The organism is Halococcus morrhuae DSM 1307, assembly GCF_000336695.1.
GTDB lineage: Archaea > Halobacteriota > Halobacteria > Halobacteriales > Halococcaceae > Halococcus > Halococcus morrhuae.
In genome coordinates, this window is the sequence record NZ_AOMC01000091.1 from 56,982 (window position 1) to 78,862 (window position 21,881).

Here is a 21,881-nt window from a genome sequence, read left to right on the forward strand (position 1 = left end):
AGGGAGCGTAGCGTTTCCCTGATGAGTTTCAGCGACCATCTCGTCGAGACCGAATCGGAACTGTGGACCGCCCAGAAGAACCACCCGTTCATCCGCGAGCTGGCCGACGGCACCCTCGACGAAGCGGCGTTCCGGACGTGGGTCGAGCAGGACTACCGCTATCTCCACGATTACGCACAGACCTTCGCTGTTCTCGGGGCGAAAGCGCGCGAGGAGGAGACGATGGCGCACTGTTTCTCGGTCGCCGGCACGATCGTCGACGAGGAGATGGATCTCCACCGGGAGTTCGCCGCCGACTACGGGCTCACGCCCCAGGATCTCGCGAGCGTCGAGAAGGTCCCCACCTGTGTCGCCTACACGAACTACCTGCTGCGGACGGCCACCGAGCGCCCGCTCGGTGTCGGCGCGGCCGCGATCTACCCCTGTGGGCGTGGCTATCTCGACATCGCCGAGCACATGGCCGAGCGCTCCGACGGCGATCACCGCTACACGCCGTTCATCGAGAAATACACCAGCGACGAGTTCCGCGAATCGGTGGCGTGGATGACCGAGTTGGTCGACCGCTGTGCCGAGCGCCACCCGTCGCTTCGCGACGAGATGGAGACCGCCTTCCGGCGCTGCACGCAGCTCGAACACGCCTTCTGGGAGATGGCCTACACCGAGGAAGCCTGGCCGCACGAACGCCGGCAGGAGGTCGTCTGAGTGGTCACGACCGCGCTCGCGCTCGGGGTCACGGTCACGGTGCTCGCGGCCATGACCGCACTCGGGGTCGCCCACTCGCGCACGCGCATGCTCTCGGTCGAGGACTACATCAGCGCGCGCAATTCGGCGGATACGGGAACGACGGCGGCCACGCTGATCGCCTCCGGGATGGGTGCCTGGATACTGTTCAGCCCCGCCGAGGCCGGCGCGGGCTTCGGCGGGCTCGCGGCGGTCGGCGGCTACGCCATCGGCAGCGCCGTTCCATTGCTCCTGTTCATCTCGGTCGGCGTCCGCCTGCGCGAGTATCTCTCACAGGGCCACTCGCTGACCGAGTACGTCTACGGGCGCTACGGCGCGTGGATGTACGGCTACGCCCTCCTGATCGCGGTCTTCTACATGTTCATCTCGCTCGCGGCGGGGATGACCGCCGCCGCGGACGCGCTCGCGTTCGTCGCCGACGTGCCACCCTGGATCACCGCGACCATCATCGGCGGCTTCGTGCTCGTCTACACCGGCTACGGCGGGCTCGTGGCGAGCATCTTCACCGACACGGTCCAGACGCTCGTTATCCTGCCGCTGCTCACGCTCAGTTTCGCGGCGGTCGTCGTCGGGCTCGGCGGCACCGGTGCCATCCACCAGGCCATCGCGAGCGCGAACCCACACCTGCTCGATCTCGGCTTCGTGCCCGGCCTCGCCTTCGGCGGCTACGTCGTCATCGCCATCACCGGCTCCAGCGTGTTCAATCAGGGCCGCTGGCAGCGCGTCTTCGCCGCCGCCGACGATGCGTCGCTCCGGCGCGGGTTCGCCATCGCGGCGGTCGTCACCGTCCCGATGATCCTGCTGGCGGGGCTGCTCGGCGTCTCGGCCGCCGGGCTCGGGCTAATGGGCGATGCGGGCCCGAGCGTCGCGCTGTTCGTCGCCATCGCCGCGGCGCTGCCCGACTGGGCGACGCTCGGGGTCGTCGTGCTCGTCGTGTTGCTCGTGACGAGCACGACCGACACGCTGTTCAACGGGATCGCGAGCATCGTCACCGCCGACCTCTCGCGCGTGCTCGACGACCCCGACGAGCGAACGCTCCAGTACGCCGCCCGCGCGCTGACGGTCGTCGTCGCGATCGCGGCCATCGCGGTCGGCGCACAGGGCTACTCGGTGCTCGAACTGTTCTTGCTCGCCGACCTCCTCGGCGCGGCGACGTTCATTCCATTTCTGCACGGCCTCTACTCCGGCCGAGCGACCGAGCGCGGCGTCCTGCTCGCCAGCGTCGCCGGCCTGCTTGTCGGACTCGCCTATTTCCCGACGTTCCACGGCGCGCTGGTCGCGCTGCCGATTATCGGACCGCTGCTGCCCGGTGGCTCGTTCATCCACTCCTTTGCGGGCGCAGCGGGCGTCTCCGCCCTGCTCTCGCTGCTCGCGGCGCGACTGTCCGATGGACGGTTCGATCTCGATAGCCTCGCGGCCGAGGTCCACTCGCTCGACGACGCAGCCGGTCCCGTGGCCGACGGCGGACGGCCGACGGACGACGGGACGGGGTCCGAGGGGGTAGAGCGATGATCCTCGGCGAGGTCGCGTTCGCGCTGCTCGTCTGGGGCAGTCTGGCGGCGGTCGCCGTCGTCTTCGCCTTCCTCATCGTGATGCTCGCCTGCGGAGCGCGGGCCGAAACGGATTCGGCGGCGGGAGCCGAGGTGCAGCCATGACCGAGCGTGACATCGCGCTGACGGTTGCGGGATCGGACAGCGGCGGCGGGGCCGGCATCCAGGCTGACCTGAAGACGATCGAGGCACACGGCGTCTTCGGGACGAGCGCCCTGACGAGCGTCACCGCCCAGAACACGCGCGGCGTCGCGGCGATCGAGGACGTCCCGACCGAAACCATCGCGGCACAGATCGACGCCGTCACGGACGATTTCGCCGTCAGCGCGGCGAAGACGGGCATGCTCAGCTCGGCGGCCATCATCGAGACGGTCGCCGATAGCTTGGAGGAGCACGAATTCCCGCTCGTCGTCGATCCCGTGATGGTCGCCCAGAGCGGCGATCGCCTGCTCGCCGCGGAGGCCGAAACGGTGCTCAAGAAACAGTTGCTCCCACAGGCGACGCTCGTGACGCCAAATCTGCCGGAGGCAGCGGTGCTCACCGACGTGGAGATCGAGGACGAGGAGGACATGCGCGCGGCCGCCGCGGAGATCGCTGCCGATGGCCCCGACGCAGTGCTCGTGACCGGAGGCCACCTCCACGAGGACGAGCTCGTCGACGTGCTCGCCGCCGACAGCGAGACGCACACGTTCCGCAAGGCGCGCCGGGACACCGACAACACCCACGGCAGCGGCTGTACGATCTCGGCGTCGATCGCCGCCGAACTCGCCGGCGGGGCGACGATGCCGGCGGCCGTCGAGCACGCCGAGGCGTTCATCGACCGCGCCGTGCGCTACGGGCTCGCCGTCGGCAGCGGCGACGGACCGGTCAACCATCTCGCCGGGCTGTACGACGATGCCGCCCGTGCCGACGCGCTCGACGACGTGCGTGCTCTCGTCGAAACACTCGAACGAAGCGGGATCGACGCGCTCGTTCCCGAGATCGGACTGAACGTCGCCGTCGCCACACCGTACGCGATGGACGCCGACGACGTGGCCGCCGTCGATGGGCGACTCCACCGGACCGCCGACGGCGTGGCGGCCGCCGGCTGTCCCCGGTTCGGCGTGTCGGATCACGTCGCCCGGTCGTTGCTCGCCGCTCGCGAACACGATCATTCGGTCGTCGCTGCCGCGACCGTCCGCCTCGACGACACGGTGGCGGAGGCCGTCACCGACGAGTTCGATGCTGTCGAAGTCGATCGAACCCGATCCGACACCGATTCGATCGGCGAATCCGGAGGCGAGTCGGCGGCGTGGGCGATCGAGCGGGCGATGGGCAATCGGGAAACGGTCCCTGACGCGGTGTTCGATCGCGGTGTGGTCGGCGAGGAATCGATCTGTCGACTGTTCGCAGCCTCGCCGGTCGTTCTGGAGGAGCGACTACTGGCGCTTGCCGACGCGGTCTGATTTTTCGCGAGCAACACCCCGGTCGTCGGATCGACGACTGCTCGTGGTTCACCGGATATATTCGATTCGTTGTGGAGAATCCTCGATCGCTACACGAGCCAGCGCGAAAGCGCTCCGAGGGTCGCCGTCGCGACCGGGATGACGGCGCTCACGGCGGTGATCTGCCCCATCGCCAGGTAGGCATCGAAATCGCCGCTCACAGCCAGCGAGAGCGCGAAGACGACCCAGACGAGCACGCCGAACCCGAACCCGGCGAGCAGCGCCCGCCGACGATCGGCGGCCACCGCACCGCAGAGCACGCCACCCACGAACAGGCCGGTCCAGTGGAGCGCGCTCGCGGCGAGTCCGATCGCGATGGCTGCGACCATCGCCAGCCACCTGACGCGCCCGTCGGCGACCGCCGTCCGCACGCGGTTCGTGGCGCTCATTTGCTCCCTCGCTCGAAAGTGTAGGTCGGGGTTCCACGGAGCTTCCGTGACATGGATTTGTACTCGCCGTCGGCCCACATCTGGAGCTGGTCGTCGTAGTGCGGCGAGAAGTGGTTCCCGGAGTTCCCGCCGGGAAGGATTGCTTGAGAGTTGCCGGCCATCGGCACGATCATCCGCCAACTGCTGCCGGTGGGGTTCTCGACGGCGTAGTTGTTCACCGTCGCGCGCGAGCCGTCGGTCGGTTCGGCGGGATAGCCGAGGAACTCGAGACCCAGCGGGTGGTCCATCGCGCCGGTGGTGTTGTAGTCGCCGTATCGCTCCTCGCCGTTTCTCTCGATCGTCGCGACGGCTGCCCGCAGTGCCTCGATCATCACCGTTGCGCGCGAGTCCGCACCGAACCACCGGCTCTCCCGATCGAGATGTTGGAGCACCCAGTCGGCGGGGAAGTACGATTCGTCCAGTCCGGCAGCGCGGAATTCCGGGCCGAACGTCGCCTTGCGATACTGCTCGAACCAGCGAACGAACACGAGCGCCGCGAGCGAGTCGCGCTCCATCCGATGGTTCCAGGAGTCGAGCGCGTCGACGTACCGATCCAGCTCGTCGGTGTCGTCCGCGTCGCGTGTGGCCGCGACGAGCGGCGGGACGAGTGCTTGCGCCCGGAGATCGAGCGTGTCGCGCTGCATGCGCTTCACGAACGCGCGGTCGATCGGTTTGTCCGACGTCGCTCGCCGATCGAGCAGATCGTAGATCCGGATGCCGCGGTAGGGATCGGAGTACGCCTCGGCGATGTAATGCGCCGGATCGTCGACGATGCGCTGGTTCGCCGTCCCGATGTAGTCGGGGTTGACGACGCCCGGCTTCTCGTCGAACGGGATGAACCCCTCCCAGGAGGAACGTCCGTAGGGCGTGAACCCCTGCCACTCGCCTTCGCCCGCGGAGCCGTCGAAGATCTGCGCTCCGGAGACTTCCTTGCCGTCAACGGTGCGGATCGGGATTCGTCCGGTGACGGAGTAGAGCGTGTTGCCGTCCCGATCCGCGTAGACGAGGTTCTGTGTCGGCGTGTCGAATTTTTCCGTCGATTTCAGCATATCGTCGAGCCCGTCGCTGTGGCTGTACTCGTAGATCGCCTGTGGCGTCCGTTCGGCCGACAGCCCTGTCCAGGCGACGCCGACGCGACTGCCCTCGCGCTCGATGACCGGCCCGTGGACGGTCTTTTTGACCGTTACCGTCCTGTTCTCGCCACCGCTGACCGGGATCTCACGACGTTCGGTGTCGAACGCGCGCCACTCGTTTTTGTACCGATACTGGCCATCCCGCGTGTCGTATCGATAGAAATCGATCACGTCCGCGCCGGTGTTGGTAAAGCCCCACGCGCCGGCGTCGTTCTCGCCGATGACGACGAACGGGACGCCGGGGAAGGTCACGCCGCGCACGCTCACGTCGTCGGTCCGGAGGTTCATCTCGTACCACACAGGGGGACTCATCAGGCTCAGATGCGGGTCGTTCGCCACGATCGGCAGGCCGCTTTTCGTCTGCTCGCCCGAGACGACCCAGCTGTTCGAGCCGATCCCCGCTGGAGACTCGTAGCTGCTCAGCCAATCGACGAGTCCCGGATCGACGGTGTGTTTGCCCGACGACGATCGGCCCGCCGATCCGTTCGACGACGATCCTGCCGCGCGCTGCCCGCGGATGATGGGCGAATCGTGATCGAAACGGTCGGGGTAGAGTTGGCGGGCCGCCGCCTTCCCCAATCGGTCGGCGACGAGCGCCTTTCTGAGCGTTCTGAAACTCCCCGTGAGCGTCCAGGCGATCTGTTTCTGGAGCAACATCGTATCAACCGGTTTCCAGGGGTCCGGCTGGTAGTCGAGCAGCGAGAACTCGATCGCCGAAGGATCGTCGGTCAGCACCGCGTTGACGCCCTCGGCGTAGGTCTCGCCGAGTGCTCCTGCTTCGGTGTCCTCGAGCAGTGCGACGTTCGCCTGCGCCGCGCCGTCGAAGTCCATCTTCGTATGGAATATGTCGGAGTCGAGCGTCGCGTCGCCGACGACTTCCGAGAGCCGCCCGCGCATCTGCCGGCGCTGGAGATCCATCTGGAAGGCGCGATCGCGTGCCTGCGTGTAGCCGACCGCGAAGTAGAGCGCGTCCTCGTTCTCGGCGTCGATGTGGGGCGTTCCGTAGTCGTCGTAGCGCACCGTAGCGTTCCCGTGGGAGCTCTCGACGGTCTCCGTTTCGCGCTCGGTCGATTCCCAGGCCGAGCCCGTGAGCGGCGCGAACCGTTCGAGATAGCCACGCACTGGCGAGAGCGCACCGACCGCGCCGCCGCCCGCCAGGATCGCCCCGACGAGCGCGCGGCGCGTGAGATCGCGTGCCATATTCGACCCTGGATGGCCCGTGATATAAAACCACGAGCGCCCCGGTGGGCTACTCGCGCTCGCGATCGAGCGTCCGCAGGAGATCCTCGCGAGTGATGATGCCGACGATCTCATCGTCGTCGATCACCGGTACGCGATTGATGTCGCGCTCCGCGTCGGCCAGCACCGAGAGCACTTCGTCAAGACTGGCGTCGGGCTCGACGGTGACGACGTCCTCGGTCATCACGGTGCTGATCGGCTTACCGGCGTGTTTCGCGAGATCGAGGTTGACGTCGAGATCGTCCCACGAGAAATCGAAGGCGTAGTCGATCGGTTCGATGAACGGCGGAAAGCCGATCGGGATCCAGAGCGTGCGGTCGCTCGGCTGGAACAGGTCGACGAGATCGCCCTGTGTGACGATCCCGACCAGCTGGCCGTCGTCGACGACCGGGAACCCGTTGAACTCGGCCCGCGAGAGCCGCGTCAGCACGGTGCTGATCTCCTCGTCCGAGCCGACGCTTTCGACCTCGCTCGTCATGATGTCACGCGCGCGAACGGACATACTGGAACGCCTCGCGGCGCGATGGTAGCTCTTGCGGTGTCGCTCCCGGTGTCGGACACCACCTACCCGGCGTTCCCGACGGTCAGGAGTTGTCTCCCGCCAACGAACGGCGGCTATTGAGGACGACGAGAAGCGTGCCGACGACGAGCAACGCGGACGCGACGACAGGAGTGACGACGCCCGCGACTGCCAGCATCATCCCGACGACCGGAACGGCGATCGCGAGCACGAGATTCCCGACGAACCGCCGGCGCGTCCTGCGAGCGATGGCGAGACAGTCGATGAACGAGTCGAGATCGTCGCTCGTCAACAGCGCGTCGGCGGCCGTGGCGGTGAAATCGCTGCCCGCCAGCATCGCCACGCCGACGTCGGCCGCCGCGAGCGCCGGCGCGTCGTTGGTGCCGTCGCCGACCATCGCCACCGTCCCCGCCTCCCCGAGCTCCTGAACGATCTCCTCCTTTGCCTCGGGTGCCACGTCGGCGAACACCTCGTCGATGGCCGATTCCTCGAACCGGGCGGCGACCTGCGGATCGTCGCCCGTGATGCAGACCACACGCCGGCCGTCGGCCGCGAGGCGCTCGACGACTTCGTTCCATCCCTCCCGTGGTGCGTCCGCAAGCGCGACGACGCCCGTCGCCGCGTCGTCCCAGCCGACGACCGCCGGGAGTTCGCCCGCCGCACGGATCTCAGCGACCCGTGATCGTACCGTTTCGGGGATTTCCCAATCGAGTTCGTCGAACAGCGCCGGGTTGCCGACTGCCGTCCGCGACCCCTCGACGGTGGCGCTGACGCCGTAGCGATGGTACTCGAACTCGCCGACGTCCTCGGTCGGTGTCGCTTGCTCGCCGATGGCCGCCGCGATCGGATGGCCCGAGCGCGATTCGACGGCGGCCGCACGCGCGAGGAGTTCCTCCCGATCGCCGAGCGCCGTGATGCCGGTCACGTGCAGTTCGCCGGTCGTGAGCGTCCCGGTCTTGTCGAACGCGACGATATCGACGTCGGTGATCCGTTCGAGCAGCGTCCGATCGAGGACGGCCACCCCGCAGTCGGCCGCCGTCGCGAGACCGCGCCCGAGCGCGAGCGGGCCGGCCAGCGCCAGCGCCACCGGGCAGGCGACGACCAGCACCGACAGCCCCGTCAGCAACGCCGTATCGAGCGTCGCACCGGCGAGCAGCCAGCCCGCGAACGTCACGACGGCGAGCGCGGAGACCAGCGGGACGTACCGTCTGGCGATCCGACTCGTGAGCCGGGCGGCGTTCGTCCGCGTCGCCCGCAGATCCCAGACGAGTGCGCGGAGTCGGTCGAGCAGGCTGGTCGCGCCGTCGCCGACTCGAATCTCGAAGGCACCGTCGATCGCGATCGAGCCGCCGACCACGCCGTCGCCAGGGACCTTTCGCTGTGGGCGCGCCTCGCCGGTGACGAGCGCCTCGTCGACCGCCCCACGACCGTCGATCACCCGGCCGTCGAGCGGGACGTGCTCGCCGGGCTTGACCAGCAGCGTGTCGCCGGCCTCGCAGTCGTCGGCCGGGAGCGTCTCGGTACCACCATTGGTGAGTCGCGTCGCACGCGATTGCGAGCCGTCGAGTCGTTCGGCGAGGTCAGTGATGGTGCGCTGCTCGTCGGCGGCGCGCACGTAGTTGGCGATCGTCGCCACGACGATGATCGTCATCGCGACGTCGAACGAGAGGTAGGCCTTGTCGAAGAACGCGAGCGAGAGCACCGAATACGCATACGTGGCGAGCGCCGACAGCGCGATCAGCACGTCGAGGGTGAGTCGGCGCTCGCGGAGGCTGATATATGCCGAGCGGAAGATCGGGAAGCCGACGCCGAAGACGGTGATCGTCGTGAACAGGACGACCGGGCCGTACAGCCCGACGACGATGGCGTTGGCGTCGAGATACGCGTCGGGATAGAAGCCGAGATAGACCGGATAGAAGAAAACCAGATAGAGCATGTAGACCGGCGCGACGACGATGATCGCGAAGGCCGTCCTGACGCGGTCGAACGCGAGCGCGCTACGGTCCTCGTCGGTCGCGTCCGGCGAGGGGGCCGATGCCCGGTAGCCCCACCGCGAGAGCCCGTCGGCGATGGCGTCGGTGTCGACCCGTTCAGGATCGTAGGTCACGCGGACCGACTCGGCGCTGTAGCTCGCCGCCGCGTCGCGAACGCCGTCGATATCGGTCGCGAGCGTTTCGAGAAACGACTCGCAGGCGCGGGTGTGCATTCCGCGCAGCGAGAAATACGCCGTCTCGGCGGCCGCTGTGTCGGTTGTCGTGCGCGAGTCGTGGGTGGTGGAATCAGCGTACATGGAGTGCGTACGCTCGCCGGTCGGTTACCGTTCGTCGAACCGTGACGCGAGCGCTTCGCCGTCGGATTCAATGAGCACCACGGTTCGCCCGGAGCGATCTCGGCGGGAACACGCCATCCGAACCGACGGGGTTTTGAGCCTCGATCGACCGAGAGCCGGTATGGTCGCACAGACGATGGATCGTGTTCCGCGATAGTCGCTGCAACCCTGTTCTTCGATCCCGGCTGGTGATCGCCCGTGAGTGATCTCGGCGAATTCGCGAGCGGGTTCGACGCCGTCGCACTCAAGCCGACCGAGATCGACATCGAATCGGTCGATCTCGCCGACGTCGAACGTGCAGTCATCGACTACGAGGGTCGCGAACACCTCCCGGAGCCAGCACTGCTCGCCGACCGCGCCCGCGAGACGGCGCTGTCGGTCACGACGCCGGTCCGTGCCGACGGGTTCGACCCGCTCGGCGACGACGGCCTCTCGGCATCGCTTCCCGAGTCCGTCGGTCGCGTGCTCGTCGCGGGCAACCCCGCCTATCTCACCGAAACGGAGCGAACGCGTGCCATCGCCCCGCGGCTCGGCGCGGCCCGCGAGCGCGCGCCGACAGCGTGGGTCGGCACCGAGGGGATCGGGCGGGTCGCGCTCGCAGCCGGCGGCACCCAGTTCGAACTGCTCGCGCCGACGACCGTCCGCGAGGTGCGCGCGCTCCGGGCGGCGGGGTTCGACGACGGGATCGCCGTCTACACCCCCGTCGTGCGCAGCGCCGACGAGGACGTTCTCCTGGACGCGCTCGGCGACTACGTTGCCCGTCGGGGTTCGGTCGCCGCCGCCCTCGACGATGCGCGCGGGGATGTCGCGACCGCCGCCGACGGGATGCGAACCGATGCGGGAGCGACGGGCGAACCCCGTTCGGTACTGCTCTCGGCGATCGAGCGGTTCGCGCTCGTTGGCACCGACAACACGATCGATAAACGCATCGACGAACTCCGCTCGGCCGGCGTCGACACGCTCGTCGGCTATCCGGCGCGCGGTCCCGCGGCGCTCGGGCGCTGATCGCCGGCATTCGTCGATATCGACGTACTGGGAAGCGACCGCTTCGAGCAGGATGACCTACGCGAGGAGACGAACGTCGCCTGAGGACGCCGCGAAACGCCCCATGTGAATCGTTTCCTCTTCGATGTGGCTCGTGGTTACTGTTCGGTGATAGGATCTCCGCAGTTTGACGGCGGCCGCCGGGGACACGGGGGCGCGGTGATGCCAGAGACACGCGCTGCGGAGGCCCATGAACTATCCGTCCTCCGCTGTGCCGTGTTCCCGCTCGGATGCAGACAGCCATCCGTCAAAGAGGTGGGCCATGACGACTCAAGGTGGTATATACTCGGGTCGTATTCGTCGGTTCATGCGCGACGGTTATCGAACCGTGTTCGACCCGGCGTGAGGCGAATATCGGAACGCTCCAACCGACGATCAGCTAGCGCGACGCCCTCCATCGCCCGGACCTGCCGGTGCGCGCTCGCGGGCGAACAGCTCGACGACCACCTTGAGGATCCCGAGAACGACGGGGCCGAAGAACACGCCGAGAAAGCCGAAGACGAACAGCCCACCGGCGATGCCGAGGACGAACAGGCCAGGGTTGAGACCCGCCTCGCGGCCGCCGATGACCGGTCTGAGGTAGTTGTCGGAGAGGCTCACGACCGTGGCTCCGTAGACGAACAGCACCACGGCGGCGACGGGACGACCGATGATCAGCAGATAGGCCGCCGCCGGTGCCCAGACGATGAACGCGCCGATGAGCGGCAGTAGTCCGAGCACCACCGTGACGACTGTCCAGAAGACGGCGCTCGGGAAATCGAGGACTACCAGCCCGATGCCGGTGAGCACGCCCTGGACGACCGCCACCGCGACGTTGCCGACGATCACGGCCCACACGAGCTGATCGACGCGCTCGACGAGCTCCGACCAGGCGGCATCGGACAGCGGGGAGACGCCGCGCAGCCAGCGCATCGAGGCCGAGCCGTCGACGAGCAGGTAATACGTGAGAAAGAGCAACACCGTCAGACCGAGGGCGACGTCCGAGAGCCCGCCGAAGACCTTCATCACGCCGCCGAACAGCGCCGATCCCCCGCTGCCCTCGACCACGTTGACGAGCTCGTTCGGATTGAACTCGCCGAGCAATCGGCTGACGTCGACGGCGACGCCGAACTGCTCGCCGATGAACTGCTCGACGGTGTCGACCCCGAGGTTGCCGGAACGGATGGCCCGGTAGACCTGCAACGCCTGCCGCGCGGCGATCGTGATCACCGTCCCGAGCGGGATCAGAACCACGAGCGCCGTCGCGAGGATGAGCGAGCCCGAGGCGATCCGCGCGCCGATCCGCGGAGCGAGGCGTCTCTGAAGCGGATAGAGCACGTAACCGAGCAGTAGCGCGAGCAGGACGTACTGGGCGAGCGGGAGAACCACCAGCAACGAGAGTGCCGCGAAGACGACGATGGCCGCGGCGAGCACCCCTTGATCGAGTTCCATGCCGATGATCCTCGCGGCTGCCACTAAACTATGGGCGGTTACTCCCCCAGCGCGACGGTCGTGTTTCGATCCGGTCGTGATGGCATCGATCGGTTCATTTCGTTATATATCGCCGGACGGACCATCGGTTCAGATAGAATTAGAATGATTCAATCGTGAATCGGACTGACTTCGGATAATGTGAGCAAAACAACCGAGTGGGAAGTCGTATGATCATACCCGCATGGATCGGCGTTTTGTGGGAAATACGTTATCGAATTGCGAACATGGACTGCTGTTGTGATCGGATTCACCAGTTCCAAGTATGACAGTAATGATTTATTAACGAGAAACACTATACGACTGTTCGATGAACACGGGGTATGGCAACGTCAGGCATGTCAGGACCGGTGGCGCAGCCGGAGGCGCTCTCGACGCGGGACGCACGCCTCGATCCGTTCCCGTGGTATCGGGAGATGCACGAGGAGTCGCCGATCCGCTACGACGAGGATCGCGAGTGTTGGGACGTGTTTCGATACGACGACGTTCACGACGTGCTCCACGATCCGGAAACGTTCTCCTCGGAGCGACCGTTGACGGCGCAGGGTGAGGGCGAAACCGACGGCATGGCGCTCGAAACCATGCTCAACACCGACCCACCTCGCCACGATGAACTCCGAAAAGTCGTCGACGATCCGTTCAAACCCGGCGCGGTGAAACATCTCGCCCCGCACATCCGCGACATCACCAACGAGTATATCGATGCCGTCGTCGATGACGGCGAACTGGATGTCGTCGCGGATCTCGCCACGCCGCTCCCGGTCACCGTGATCGCCGAACTCATCGGCGTCCCGGCGGACGACCGCGAGCAGTTCAAACAGTGGTCCGACACCATCGTCGAAGGGCCGGAGGCGGCCACAGTGAGCGCGGAGACCGTCAAAGAGGCGCAGCTACAGGCCCAAGCCGAGATGGCGACGTATTTCACGGAACTGATCGAACGGCGTCGGGAAGACCCGCGCGACGATCTCATCAGTGACGTCATCCACGCCGAAGTCGAGGGCACCACGCTCTCGGAGGGCGAAACGCTCGGTTTTCTCGCATTGCTGTTGATCGCCGGCAATATCACGACGACGAACCTGATCACGAACGCGATTCGGTGTTTCGCAACGCTCCACGATGGGATCGAATCGGTTCGCGACATCGCCTCGCTCGAACTCGCCGTCGAAGAAGTGCTACGATACCAATCGCCGATTCAAGCGGTTTCACGCGTCGCGACGACCGACACGCGGCTCGGCGAGCATTCCGTCGAGGCGGGCGACAGAGTGGTCGTGTGGAACGGCGCAGCGAACCACGATGGTGACAAGTTCGACGATCCCGGCACGTTCGTTCCGGACCGATCACCGAATCAGCATCTCGCCTTCGGCAGCGGCGTTCACTTCTGTCTCGGGGCACATCTGGCACGCCTCGAAGCCAGAGTCGCCCTCTCGACGCTGTTCGACCGCTTCGAGACGATGCAGCTCGCCGAGACGGAGCTCCAACCCGTCGAGAGCACGTTCCTCTACGGTGTCCAGCGACTGCCGGTTCAGTTCAGTACCTGACCGTTCCGTGTCGGCGTCGTCTTCTGGAGGCAGTCGACGGGTATCCAGAGTGATCGTCTAGCCGGCCTCGATCGACGATCGTGTCGAACTCACAGACGACAGTCCTCACTCCTCGCGGAGGGTGGCAAGCGCCGTGCTCGCGTCGGCGGTCGTCCGATAGCCGCGCTCGCCGGCGACCTCACAGGGTTCGATCAGTTCGGCTGCTCGGAACTCCCCGCAGAGACCGTGGAGATCGCTTTCACAGAGATCGTATCCCAGAAGGTCGCGGACCGCGACCGGCCCCCGAGCATCGATTTCGCGGAGCAGTCCGAGCGCACGATTATTGGGTACGGCGCTCATCAGCCGGCGAACCGGTTCCGGAATCGCGCTGGCGGCCGTGTCGAGCGCCGACTCATCGGGGAGTGTTTCGAGGCGTTCGGTGGCGAGGCTGCGTTCCTCGCCGGTCGCGGGATCGCGCACACGACTGGATTCGCCGGAACGACGGACGAGGAGATAGCGGTCGCCGTCATCGGTACGAACGGTCTGCATGTCGCCGTTTGGAACCGCGTCCCGTTAGCGGTTCTGATGGGCTCGGTAGCGGCGATAGCCCGAGAGCAGCGCCACGACCCCGAGGGCGATCGCGGTCGCGCCGAGTTGCCACTGGCCCCGAAAGACGGCGACCATGAGGCCGAGGGAAACCGCGAACAGGCCGATATTGACCGCGACGACCGCACCCCAGAACGCTCGCGCCAGCCCCGGCGGCACGTCGGTGTCGCCGATCTCGGGGATCGAGACCGATGGGATGTTTTCCGTCGCGTCGGGAACCGAAACCGACGGGATATCGGGGCCGTATTCGGCTTCGGGGTCCGGCTCGTCCGGTTCGAACCGGTCGATCGAGCCGTCGACGGGATCGTCGGACACGATATCGATATCGTGCCGTCGTGAACAACCGTGTTTCGGTTCGTCGCGGACGACCGCCGGTGTTTTTACCGGCGGTGGCGAATGACGGTCATGACCGGGACCGACGCCACACAGCAGGCGACGCTTGGGGACAGCGCCGCCGACGAGACGGCGGCCGCGGGGACGGCGGCAGCGGCGGCGCGGACGGTCGCCGGCGACGGCGGCGACGAGGCCGAACTCGTCGATCCGAGCGCCCGTCGCTACCCCGACCCCGACGGAACGCTCGACCTCGCCGTCACGCAGGTCGACTACACCATCGAGGGATCGGGCAAAAAGGAAACGCCGATCATCCACGTCTTCGGGCGAACCGAAGAAGGCGAGGCCGAGCACGTCCGCGTCCACGGCTTTCGCCCGTACTTCTACGCGCCGACGGCGAACATGGATGGCGAGTTCGACCACGACCGCATCACCGGCTCGGAAGCGACCGACGAGAACGGTGAGCCCTACGAAAGCATCCGTGGCGAGAAACTCACCAAGGTGTTCGGCCAGACGCCCCGCGACGTCGGCCAGATCCGCGATCGGTTCGATCACTACGAGGCGGATATCCTCTTCCCGAACCGGTTTCTCATCGACAAGGACATCGGCGGCGGCGTTCGCGTACCTGTCCGCCGCGCGAGCGACGACGCACTCGTCGTTCCCCACGAGGAGGTCGAAGCGACCGAGATGGAAGCCGACGCGCGTGTCTGCACCTTCGATATCGAGGTCGACGACCGCTCGGGCTTCCCCGAGGACGGCGAGGAGACGATCATCTGTCTGTCGAGTCACGACTCGCGCACCGACGAGTACATCGTCTGGCTCTACGAGGCCAGCGACGGGATCGGCCCCGACGAACTCGACGGGTACGAGGGGATCGAAGACGAGATCGACGCCATCGTCAACTGCTACGGGAGCGAAGAGGCGATGCTCGCCGCGTTTCTGGACTACATCGACGACACCGATCCCGATATTCTGACTGGCTGGAACTTCACCGATTTCGACGCGCCCTATCTCCTCGATCGGCTGGAGGTACTCGGCGGGGCCGACTGCGAGAGCCACGATCTCGATCCGAACCGACTCTCGCGGGTGAACGAGGTCTGGCGCTCGGACTGGCAGGGCCCCGACGTCAAGGGCCGAGTCGTCTTCGACCTGCTCTACGCCTACCAGCGCACGCAGTTCTCCGAGCTCGACTCCTACCGACTCGATGCCGTCGGCGAGGTCGAGCTCGGCGTCGGCAAGGAGCGGTATGCGGGCTCGATCGGCGATCTCTGGGAGGAGAACCCCGAACGGCTGCTCGAATACAACCTTCGCGACGTCGAACTCTGCGTCGAGATCGACCGCCAGCAGGACGTGATCCCGTTCTGGCAGGAGGTCGCTTCGTTCGTGGGCTGCAAGCTCGAAGACGCCACGACGCCGGGTGACACGGTCGACATGTACGTCCTCCACGAGGCCCACGGGAAGTTCGCGCTCCCGTCGAAGGGCCAGCAGGAGGCGGAGGACTACGAGGGCGGCGCGGTGTTCGAGCCCATTACGGGCGTCCGTGAGATGGTGGCGGTGCTCGACCTCAAGAGTCTCTATCCGATGTGTATGGTCACGACGAACGCGAGCCCGGAGACGAAAGTCGACCCCGAGCGCTACGACGGCGAGACCTATCACGCACCCAACGGCACGCACTTCCGAAAGAAGCCGGACGGGATCATCCGGGAGATGGTCGACGAGCTGCTCGCCGAGCGCGACGAGAAGAAGGCCCGACGAGCCGACCACAGCCCGGGCAGCGGGGCCTACGAGCGCTTCGATCGTCAGCAGTCCGCCGTCAAGGTCATCATGAACTCCCTCTACGGGGTGCTCGGCTGGGAACGGTTCCGCCTCTACGACCGCGAGATGGGCGCGGCCGTGACCGCGACCGGGCGTGAGGTCATCGAACACACCGAAAACGCTGCAAACGAACTGAACTATCAAGTTGCTTATGGTGACACTGACAGCGTCATGCTCGAACTCGGCGGCGACGTCGCCAAGGAGTCGGCCATCGAGCAGGCCGGTACCATCGAAGGACACATCAACGACTCCTACGACGCCTTCGCCAGCGAGCAGTTGGGAGCCGACAACCATCGCTTCGAGATCGAGTTCGAGAAGCTCTACCGACGGTTCTTCCAAGCGGGCAAGAAGAAACGCTACGCTGGCCACATCGTCTGGAAGGAGGGCCAGGACGTCGACGACGTCGACATCACGGGCTTCGAATACAAGCGCTCGGATATCGCACCGATCACCAAGAACGTCCAGCACGAGGTGATCGACCGTATCGTCCACGGTGAGGATCTGGACGACGTCAAACGCTACGTCCGGGGGGTCATCGAACGGTTTGAGGACGGCGACGTGGACATCGACGAGGTCGGCGTCCCCGGCGGGATCGGCAAACGACTCGGCAACTACGACACCGACACCGCACAGGTCCGCGGCGCGAAATACGCGAACCTCCTACTGGGCACGAACTTCCAGCGCGGCAGCAAACCCAAACGGCTCTATCTCGACCGCGTCGACGACCGTTTCTTCCAACGCATCGAATCCGACCAGCCGGAGATCGCCGAGGACGACCTCTACCGTGAGTTCAAGCGCGACGTGAGCAACGGCGACGGCGTCATCTGCTTCGAGTACGCCGACCAGATTCCCGACGAGTTCGCCATCGACTGGCCGAAGATGCTCGACAAGACGCTCAAAGGTCCGATCGCGCGCGTGCTCGAAGCGCTCGACATCTCCTGGGACGAGGTCAAATCCGGCCAGACACAGACCGGGCTCGGGAGCTTCACCTGAACCTTTTTACTGCGGGGGATCGCGCCCTGCGGGCGCTCAACCCCTTGCAAAAAGGTTCATCAAAAACTCCCGCTCGTTCCCTCCGGTCACTCGCGGCGAACCGCGCTCACTCCGTTCGCGCGGACACTACCCGCTCACCGCGACGCACAGCACCGCGTGTGCCCTCATTTTTGGAGAACAATCGACAATCGGTTCAGTGGGAACTACAGAAGCGTGCTGAGTTCGTTCGCCAGCAGGACGATGAACAGGAGGGCGCTGGCGGTCAGCAGCGTGTTGAACACCATCCCGTTCCTGTGCGCAGCGGCCACGCGGTCGGAGTTGAGCAGCAACAGGAGCGTGATGGCCAGAAACGGCATGAAGACCGCGCCGAGCACGCCGTAGATGATGATTATGAAGACCGGCTCACCGAGGAAATGCAGCAGTAGCGGTGGGAACGTCAGCCAGAGTACGTAGAACGTGTAGGCGCGGGTGTCCCGAAGCTGATCGGCCTCGACCGGGTTCGAGGAAAATTCGCCCACGAAGTCGGCGAACAGGTACGAGACGCCGTGCCACGTGCCGAGCAACGACGTGAACGAGGCCGACCAGAAGCCGATCAGGAAGGCATACCGGAGCACAGGGTGGAGCTGGTTTCCGAGGTTGTCGGCCAGCGCGACCAGTCCATCCTCGCCGGAGACGCTCGCGCCGGTGCCGTAGAGCAGCGCCGCGCTCATGACGATCAACGCGATGACGAACAGCCCGGTGATGAGATAGGCCGAGGAGGCATCGCGGCGCATCACCGGGATGTAGTTCGGGCTGTCCCAGTCCTTCTCGGCGAGCCAGTAGCCGTAGGACGCCATCGTGATCGTCCCACCCGTGCCGCCGATGAGCCCGAGCGCGTAGACGATCGATCCCTCCGGCAGCGCGGGGACGCCGGTCCCGATGATTGCACCGAGCTGGGGGAGTACGGCGATCGCGGAGCCGATGACGGTGACGACCATCAACACGATGAAGACCGTGATCACGTTCTCGAACGTCTCGTAGCGGTTGGCCAGCACCAACACGGCTCCGAGAATCGGGTGGGCGACCAGGTAGATCCAGAACGGTATCGCCGGGAAGAGGGCATTGGCCGCGAGCGACGCCGACGAACTGACCGCAGCGCCGTAGACAAACCCCCACAGAAGGGAGTAGCCACCGAAGAAGCCGCTCGCCCACCGCCCCAGCGAGTGGATCCCTTCGAGGATGGTTTCGTCAGTTGCCAAGTGATAGCGTCCAACACCCTCGTTCAGTGCGAATTTGATAACGATGCCGACGAGCACCGCCCAGATGAAGTTCAATCCGTATCGGTTGCCCGCAACGAGTCCGGCCGCGAGGTCACCGGCACCCACGCCAGTCGCAGCGACGAGCAAGCCGGGCCCAATCAGCGACCATTCCGGTTCGTCAGATGAATCGTCCGTGTGAGCACTCATCGAGTGTACAGCGGGTCGTGGCTATCGGATAAATCTAGCTGTGGTCGATCGGATAACTGTAAGTCCTTCGATCGTTGTTTTCACGAACGGTGTGGCGATTTGTGGCACTCACCCCGAGATCGGTTTCCTACTGCTCGGTCGCTGGCACACCAGCAACCGTCGCGCCCGCTGGAACGTCCTCGGCCACGAGCGAGTTCGCAGCCACGCGCGCGTCGGCACCGATCTCGACACCCGGCAGGACGATCGCCCCCGCGCCGACCATCGCGCGCTCGCCGACGACGACCTCGCCGGTTCGATACTCGTCCTGAAGGAATTCGTGACAGAGCAGGGTCGCGTCGTAGCCCACGATAGCGTCCTCCCGGAGGGTGATCAGCTCCGGCCAGAAAACGTCGGGTGTGGCTTCGAGGCCCCACGAGACGCCCCGTTCGACGGTGACGCCGATGCGCCGGAGCGCCCAGTTCTTGAGTCGTAGCGATGGAGCGATGCGCGCGACGAGCACGAAAACGTAGTTGTGCATGATCCGCAACGTGCTCTTCGCGTCGGGCCAGTGCCACAGCGAGTTCCGCCGTCCCGGCGTCGAATGGACCGACAGTCGGTCGTGACGGCCCATCAGCCCTCGTGGCCACGCAGCTCGGCCATGTGTTCGATGCGGGATTCGACGAGATCGGCCGTCCCGATATCCTCGCGCACCCGCAGCCCGTCCGTGTCGGCCGCGTCGAGCGCATCGGCCGCGATCTCCTCGGCCTCCTCGATGCTCTCGGCGACCCCGACGACCGCGAACGCCCGCGAGGTCGTCGTGTAGATGCCGTCGTCGCGCTCGTCGACGCTCGCGTAGAACAACAGCGCGTCGCCTGCGCTCTCGGGGTCGATCCCGACTTTCGCACCCGCGTCAGGGTCTTCGGGATAGCCTGCGGGCACGGCGTACTTGCAGACGGTCGCCCGCTCGTTGAAGGCGAGCTCGGGGAGGTCGCCGTCACGGGCCGCCGTGAGAACGTCGAGGAAGTCGGTGTCGAGGAGCGGCAGGGTGTTCATCGCCTCGGGATCGCCGAAGCGCGCGTTGAATTCGACGACTGTCGGCCCCTCTGCCGTGAGCATGAACTGGCCGTAGAGCACGCCCGTGTAGTCGTCGAGGGCGTCTACCGTCTCCTCGATGATCGACACGGCCGCGTCGTAGTCCGCCTCGGTCATGAACGGGAGTTCGCGTGTGGCGGCGCTGTAACTTCCCATCCCGCCCGTATTGGGCCCCTCGTCGCCCTCGTAGGCACGCTTGTGGTCCTGGACGGCCGGCGTCGTCCGCACTTCGCCGTCGGCCACGAACGCCTGCACGGTGAACTCCTCACCGACGAGACGCTCTTCGAGCACGACACGGTCGTAGTCCGACTCGCGGAGGTACTCCTTCGCCTCTTCAGGAGTGAGCTGCTCGCCGATGACGCGCACGCCCTTGCCGCCGGTGAGGCCGGCGGGTTTCACCACCAGATCGCCGTCGCTGTCGTCGATATGTTCGCAGGCCCGTTCCGTATCGTCGAACGTCGCGAACCCTGGGCAGCCGGGGATGTCGTGCTCGCGCATGAACCGGCGCTGATAGGCCTTGTCGGTCTCGATGCGTGCCGCGTCGGCCCGCGGACCGAACGGAAAAACCCCATTTTCGGCGAGCGCGTCGGCGACACCCGCCTGAAGCGGAGCCTCGGGGCCGACGACCGCGAGCGTCGCGTCGACTTCCTCGGCGTAGGCGACGACGGCCTGCGGGGTCGTCGTATCCAGGCTCTCGAACCCTGCCGCAAGATCGGCGATCCCCGGGTTCCGGGTGCCCGCACAGCCGTAGAGCTCCGCGTCGCTGTCGGCGAGGGCGCGCGCGATGGCGTGTTCGCGACCGCCGCCACCGACGAGAAGCACGGTCTCGTGCATGTGCAGTGGGCCGGCGCGGGCGACCTAAGCGTTGTCCTTCACGGACTGGTTCGGATCGCGGGACGACGGATGGACCATCCGAGTGGACAGCAGAACGGCTCAGAGACCAATTTTCGTCGCGAGCTGCTCGTCGATTCCGCCGCCGATCTCGAAGAGGCGTCTCATCTCCTCGTCGGCAAGTTCGAAATCGAAGACATCGGCGTTCCGCTCGATGTGGTCGGGATTCGACGACCGCGGGATCGTCGCAACCATCGGCTGCTGGAGCAGCCACCGGAGCGCGATCTGTCGGACCGTCTTTCCGTGTGTCTCGGCAATGGCTGCGAGTTCCTCGTCTTCGAGCGCCGAGCCGAGCTTGAGCGGACTGTAGGCGGTGAGCAGTACGTCTTCGTCGATGCAGAACGGGAGGAGATCGGGCTGATGGCTGGTGAGACTGTACTCGACCTGATTGGTGAAGATCGGTGCCGTCGAGTGCTCGATGGCGTTCCGTGTCTCCTCGACCGAGAAGTTCGAGACGCCGATATGGCGGACGGCTCCGTCTGCGACGAGTTCGTTCATCGCGTCGAGCGTCTCCTCGTGAGGGACGTTCTGCTCCGGCGAGTGGATGAGCAACAGATCGACGTACTCCATGTCGAGCCGGTCGAGGCTGGCGTGTGTCGAGTCGATGACCGCCTCGTGGGCGCGGTTGTCCCGTGTCAGTTTCGTCGTCACGAACAGCTCCTCGCGCGCGACGTCCGACTCGTCGACCGCCGCCCCGACCGCCGACTCGCTGTCGTACATCTGTGCGGTGTCGATATGTCGATAGCCGGCCGCGAGCGCCGCCTCGACGGCCCGTTGGCGCTCCTCGTCGGTGTCCATGCCGGCGGTGCCGAAGCCGAGCGCGGGGACGTCCACACCACCGACCGTGACGTGTCTCATACACCGGCATGGATGGCCACGGTCAAACGACTGTCGGGGACAAAACGGGGAAACGGAAGGGGGTTCCCCGTTGTTTATACCGCTTGCCCGAGAGCCATCGGTATGGCAGACGTAACCATCGACATGAGCGACCGATTGCTCGAAGAGGCCGCCGCACGACTCGACGAGACGGACACGGGGGATGCTGGCAGCCCGCTGACCGTCGCGCTCGAAAATCTGGATCCGCGCGAGGCGGTCGGGTTCGTCGAGGGCGCGCTCGATGCGGGCTACGCGGTCTCAGTCACCGGGATCGAGACGGACGTCTCGCGCCACGGCTCGGTCATCGAGATGGTCCAGAACGACGCCGAGGTCGTCCACATCGATCGACTGACCGCCGACCTCGACGCCTGAGATCGTTACGGTTCACCGTTAGGGGAA

The 21,881-nt window shown here is 66.0% G+C and carries 19 protein-coding genes; 8 read left to right on the forward strand and 11 right to left on the reverse strand.

Annotated elements, in window-relative coordinates:
• Positions 1–21: 21 nt before the first annotated feature.
• The 4 genes from tenA to thiD are packed head-to-tail and all read left to right on the forward strand — an operon-like array spanning position 22 to position 3,736.
• Positions 22–702, forward strand: a complete 681-nt coding sequence (tenA, locus tag C448_RS06295) for a thiaminase II (RefSeq protein WP_004052886.1) — start codon at positions 22–24, stop codon at positions 700–702.
• Positions 703–2,253 (forward strand): sodium:solute symporter family transporter, encoded by a 1,551-nt coding sequence (locus tag C448_RS06300; RefSeq protein WP_004052888.1) that lies wholly within the window; start codon positions 703–705, stop codon positions 2,251–2,253.
• The gene (locus C448_RS16145; protein ID WP_160162782.1) at positions 2,250–2,396 is read left to right on the forward strand and encodes a hypothetical protein; all 147 of its coding nucleotides are present in this window, start codon (positions 2,250–2,252) and stop codon (positions 2,394–2,396) included. The genes C448_RS06300 and C448_RS16145 overlap by 4 nt, the downstream gene beginning before the upstream one ends.
• A complete protein-coding gene (thiD, locus tag C448_RS06305) occupies positions 2,393–3,736 on the forward strand; it encodes a bifunctional hydroxymethylpyrimidine kinase/phosphomethylpyrimidine kinase (RefSeq protein ID WP_004052890.1) in 1,344 nt (447 codons plus the stop codon). Before C448_RS16145 ends, thiD begins: the two co-directional genes overlap by 4 nt.
• 89 nt (positions 3,737–3,825) lie before the next feature.
• Here thiD and C448_RS06310 read toward each other — a convergent pair whose 3' ends face one another.
• From C448_RS06310 to C448_RS06325, 4 genes are all read right to left on the reverse strand, one after another.
• Entirely contained in the window at positions 3,826–4,164 is a 339-nt protein-coding gene (locus C448_RS06310; protein ID WP_004052891.1) for a hypothetical protein, read from the reverse strand.
• Positions 4,161–6,536, reverse strand: a complete 2,376-nt coding sequence (locus C448_RS06315) for a penicillin acylase family protein (protein WP_004052892.1) — start codon at positions 6,534–6,536, stop codon at positions 4,161–4,163. The genes C448_RS06310 and C448_RS06315 overlap by 4 nt, the downstream gene beginning before the upstream one ends.
• Positions 6,537–6,585: 49 nt before the next feature.
• Entirely contained in the window at positions 6,586–7,077 is a 492-nt protein-coding gene (locus C448_RS06320) for a CBS domain-containing protein (protein WP_004052893.1), read from the reverse strand.
• A gap of 82 nt (positions 7,078–7,159) precedes the next feature.
• The gene (locus tag C448_RS06325; RefSeq protein ID WP_004052894.1) at positions 7,160–9,385 is read right to left on the reverse strand and encodes a heavy metal translocating P-type ATPase; all 2,226 of its coding nucleotides are present in this window, start codon (positions 9,383–9,385) and stop codon (positions 7,160–7,162) included.
• Positions 9,386–9,622: 237 nt separating this feature from the next.
• On the opposite strand from C448_RS06325, the gene C448_RS06330 reads away from it, so the two are divergent.
• The gene (locus C448_RS06330; RefSeq protein ID WP_004052895.1) at positions 9,623–10,429 is read left to right on the forward strand and encodes a DUF7388 family protein; all 807 of its coding nucleotides are present in this window, start codon (positions 9,623–9,625) and stop codon (positions 10,427–10,429) included.
• Positions 10,430–10,843: 414 nt separating this feature from the next.
• On the opposite strand, the gene C448_RS06335 is transcribed toward C448_RS06330, so the two are convergent.
• On the reverse strand, positions 10,844–11,899 hold the full coding sequence (locus tag C448_RS06335; RefSeq protein ID WP_004052896.1) for an AI-2E family transporter: 1,056 nt from the start codon (positions 11,897–11,899) through the stop codon (positions 10,844–10,846).
• Between the two features lie 362 nt (positions 11,900–12,261).
• Here C448_RS06335 and C448_RS06340 point away from each other — a divergent pair, with 362 nt between their 5' ends.
• Entirely contained in the window at positions 12,262–13,476 is a 1,215-nt protein-coding gene (locus C448_RS06340) for a cytochrome P450 (protein ID WP_049916110.1), read from the forward strand.
• A 105-nt stretch (positions 13,477–13,581) separates the two neighbouring features.
• Here C448_RS06340 and C448_RS06345 read toward each other — a convergent pair whose 3' ends face one another.
• Positions 13,582–14,004, reverse strand: coding sequence for a DUF7346 family protein (locus C448_RS06345; RefSeq protein WP_004052898.1), 423 nt, complete (start codon positions 14,002–14,004; stop codon positions 13,582–13,584).
• A gap of 24 nt (positions 14,005–14,028) precedes the next feature.
• On the reverse strand, positions 14,029–14,376 hold the full coding sequence (locus tag C448_RS06350) for a DUF7322 domain-containing protein (RefSeq protein ID WP_004052899.1): 348 nt from the start codon (positions 14,374–14,376) through the stop codon (positions 14,029–14,031).
• Positions 14,377–14,466: 90 nt separating this feature from the next.
• On the opposite strand from C448_RS06350, the gene C448_RS06355 reads away from it, so the two are divergent.
• Positions 14,467–17,199, forward strand: coding sequence for a DNA-directed DNA polymerase (locus C448_RS06355; RefSeq protein WP_049916117.1), 2,733 nt, complete (start codon positions 14,467–14,469; stop codon positions 17,197–17,199).
• Positions 17,200–17,402: 203 nt separating this feature from the next.
• Here the strand turns inward: C448_RS06355 and C448_RS06360 are convergent, their stop codons facing one another.
• From C448_RS06360 to C448_RS06375, 4 genes are all read right to left on the reverse strand, one after another.
• The gene (locus C448_RS06360) at positions 17,403–18,644 is read right to left on the reverse strand and encodes an Nramp family divalent metal transporter (RefSeq protein ID WP_004052903.1); all 1,242 of its coding nucleotides are present in this window, start codon (positions 18,642–18,644) and stop codon (positions 17,403–17,405) included.
• Positions 18,645–18,771: 127 nt separating this feature from the next.
• Complete coding sequence (locus C448_RS06365) at positions 18,772–19,254, reverse strand: acyltransferase (protein ID WP_004052904.1); 483 nt, start codon at positions 19,252–19,254, stop codon at positions 18,772–18,774.
• Positions 19,254–20,549, reverse strand: coding sequence for a phosphoribosylamine--glycine ligase (purD, locus tag C448_RS06370; RefSeq protein WP_004052906.1), 1,296 nt, complete (start codon positions 20,547–20,549; stop codon positions 19,254–19,256). Before purD ends, C448_RS06365 begins: the two co-directional genes overlap by 1 nt.
• A 99-nt stretch (positions 20,550–20,648) precedes the next feature.
• Positions 20,649–21,464 carry an aldo/keto reductase gene (locus C448_RS06375; RefSeq protein ID WP_004052908.1) on the reverse strand — a complete coding sequence of 272 codons (816 nt, stop codon included), beginning with the start codon at positions 21,462–21,464 and terminating at the stop codon, positions 20,649–20,651.
• Between the two features lie 102 nt (positions 21,465–21,566).
• Here C448_RS06375 and C448_RS06380 point away from each other — a divergent pair, with 102 nt between their 5' ends.
• On the forward strand, positions 21,567–21,854 hold the full coding sequence (locus tag C448_RS06380) for a hypothetical protein (RefSeq protein ID WP_004052910.1): 288 nt from the start codon (positions 21,567–21,569) through the stop codon (positions 21,852–21,854).
• Positions 21,855–21,881: the final 27 nt, after the last annotated feature.

Coding starts and splice junctions, on each gene's coding strand:
- C448_RS06310 (WP_004052891.1), bottom strand. CDS start 4,164: ATGAGCGCCACGAACCGCGTGCGGACGGCGGTCGCCGACGGGCGCGTC.
- purD (WP_004052906.1), bottom strand. CDS start 20,549: ATGCACGAGACCGTGCTTCTCGTCGGTGGCGGCGGTCGCGAACACGCC.
- C448_RS06340 (WP_049916110.1), top strand. CDS start 12,262: ATGGCAACGTCAGGCATGTCAGGACCGGTGGCGCAGCCGGAGGCGCTC.
- C448_RS06360 (WP_004052903.1), bottom strand. CDS start 18,644: ATGAGTGCTCACACGGACGATTCATCTGACGAACCGGAATGGTCGCTG.
- C448_RS16145 (WP_160162782.1), top strand. CDS start 2,250: ATGATCCTCGGCGAGGTCGCGTTCGCGCTGCTCGTCTGGGGCAGTCTG.
- C448_RS06335 (WP_004052896.1), bottom strand. CDS start 11,899: ATGGAACTCGATCAAGGGGTGCTCGCCGCGGCCATCGTCGTCTTCGCG.
- C448_RS06345 (WP_004052898.1), bottom strand. CDS start 14,004: ATGCAGACCGTTCGTACCGATGACGGCGACCGCTATCTCCTCGTCCGT.
- C448_RS06320 (WP_004052893.1), bottom strand. CDS start 7,077: ATGTCCGTTCGCGCGCGTGACATCATGACGAGCGAGGTCGAAAGCGTC.
- C448_RS06315 (WP_004052892.1), bottom strand. CDS start 6,536: ATGGCACGCGATCTCACGCGCCGCGCGCTCGTCGGGGCGATCCTGGCG.
- C448_RS06375 (WP_004052908.1), bottom strand. CDS start 21,464: ATGAGACACGTCACGGTCGGTGGTGTGGACGTCCCCGCGCTCGGCTTC.
- C448_RS06325 (WP_004052894.1), bottom strand. CDS start 9,385: ATGTACGCTGATTCCACCACCCACGACTCGCGCACGACAACCGACACA.
- C448_RS06355 (WP_049916117.1), top strand. CDS start 14,467: ATGACCGGGACCGACGCCACACAGCAGGCGACGCTTGGGGACAGCGCC.
- C448_RS06380 (WP_004052910.1), top strand. CDS start 21,567: ATGGCAGACGTAACCATCGACATGAGCGACCGATTGCTCGAAGAGGCC.
- C448_RS06365 (WP_004052904.1), bottom strand. CDS start 19,254: ATGGGCCGTCACGACCGACTGTCGGTCCATTCGACGCCGGGACGGCGG.
- thiD (WP_004052890.1), top strand. CDS start 2,393: ATGACCGAGCGTGACATCGCGCTGACGGTTGCGGGATCGGACAGCGGC.
- tenA (WP_004052886.1), top strand. CDS start 22: ATGAGTTTCAGCGACCATCTCGTCGAGACCGAATCGGAACTGTGGACC.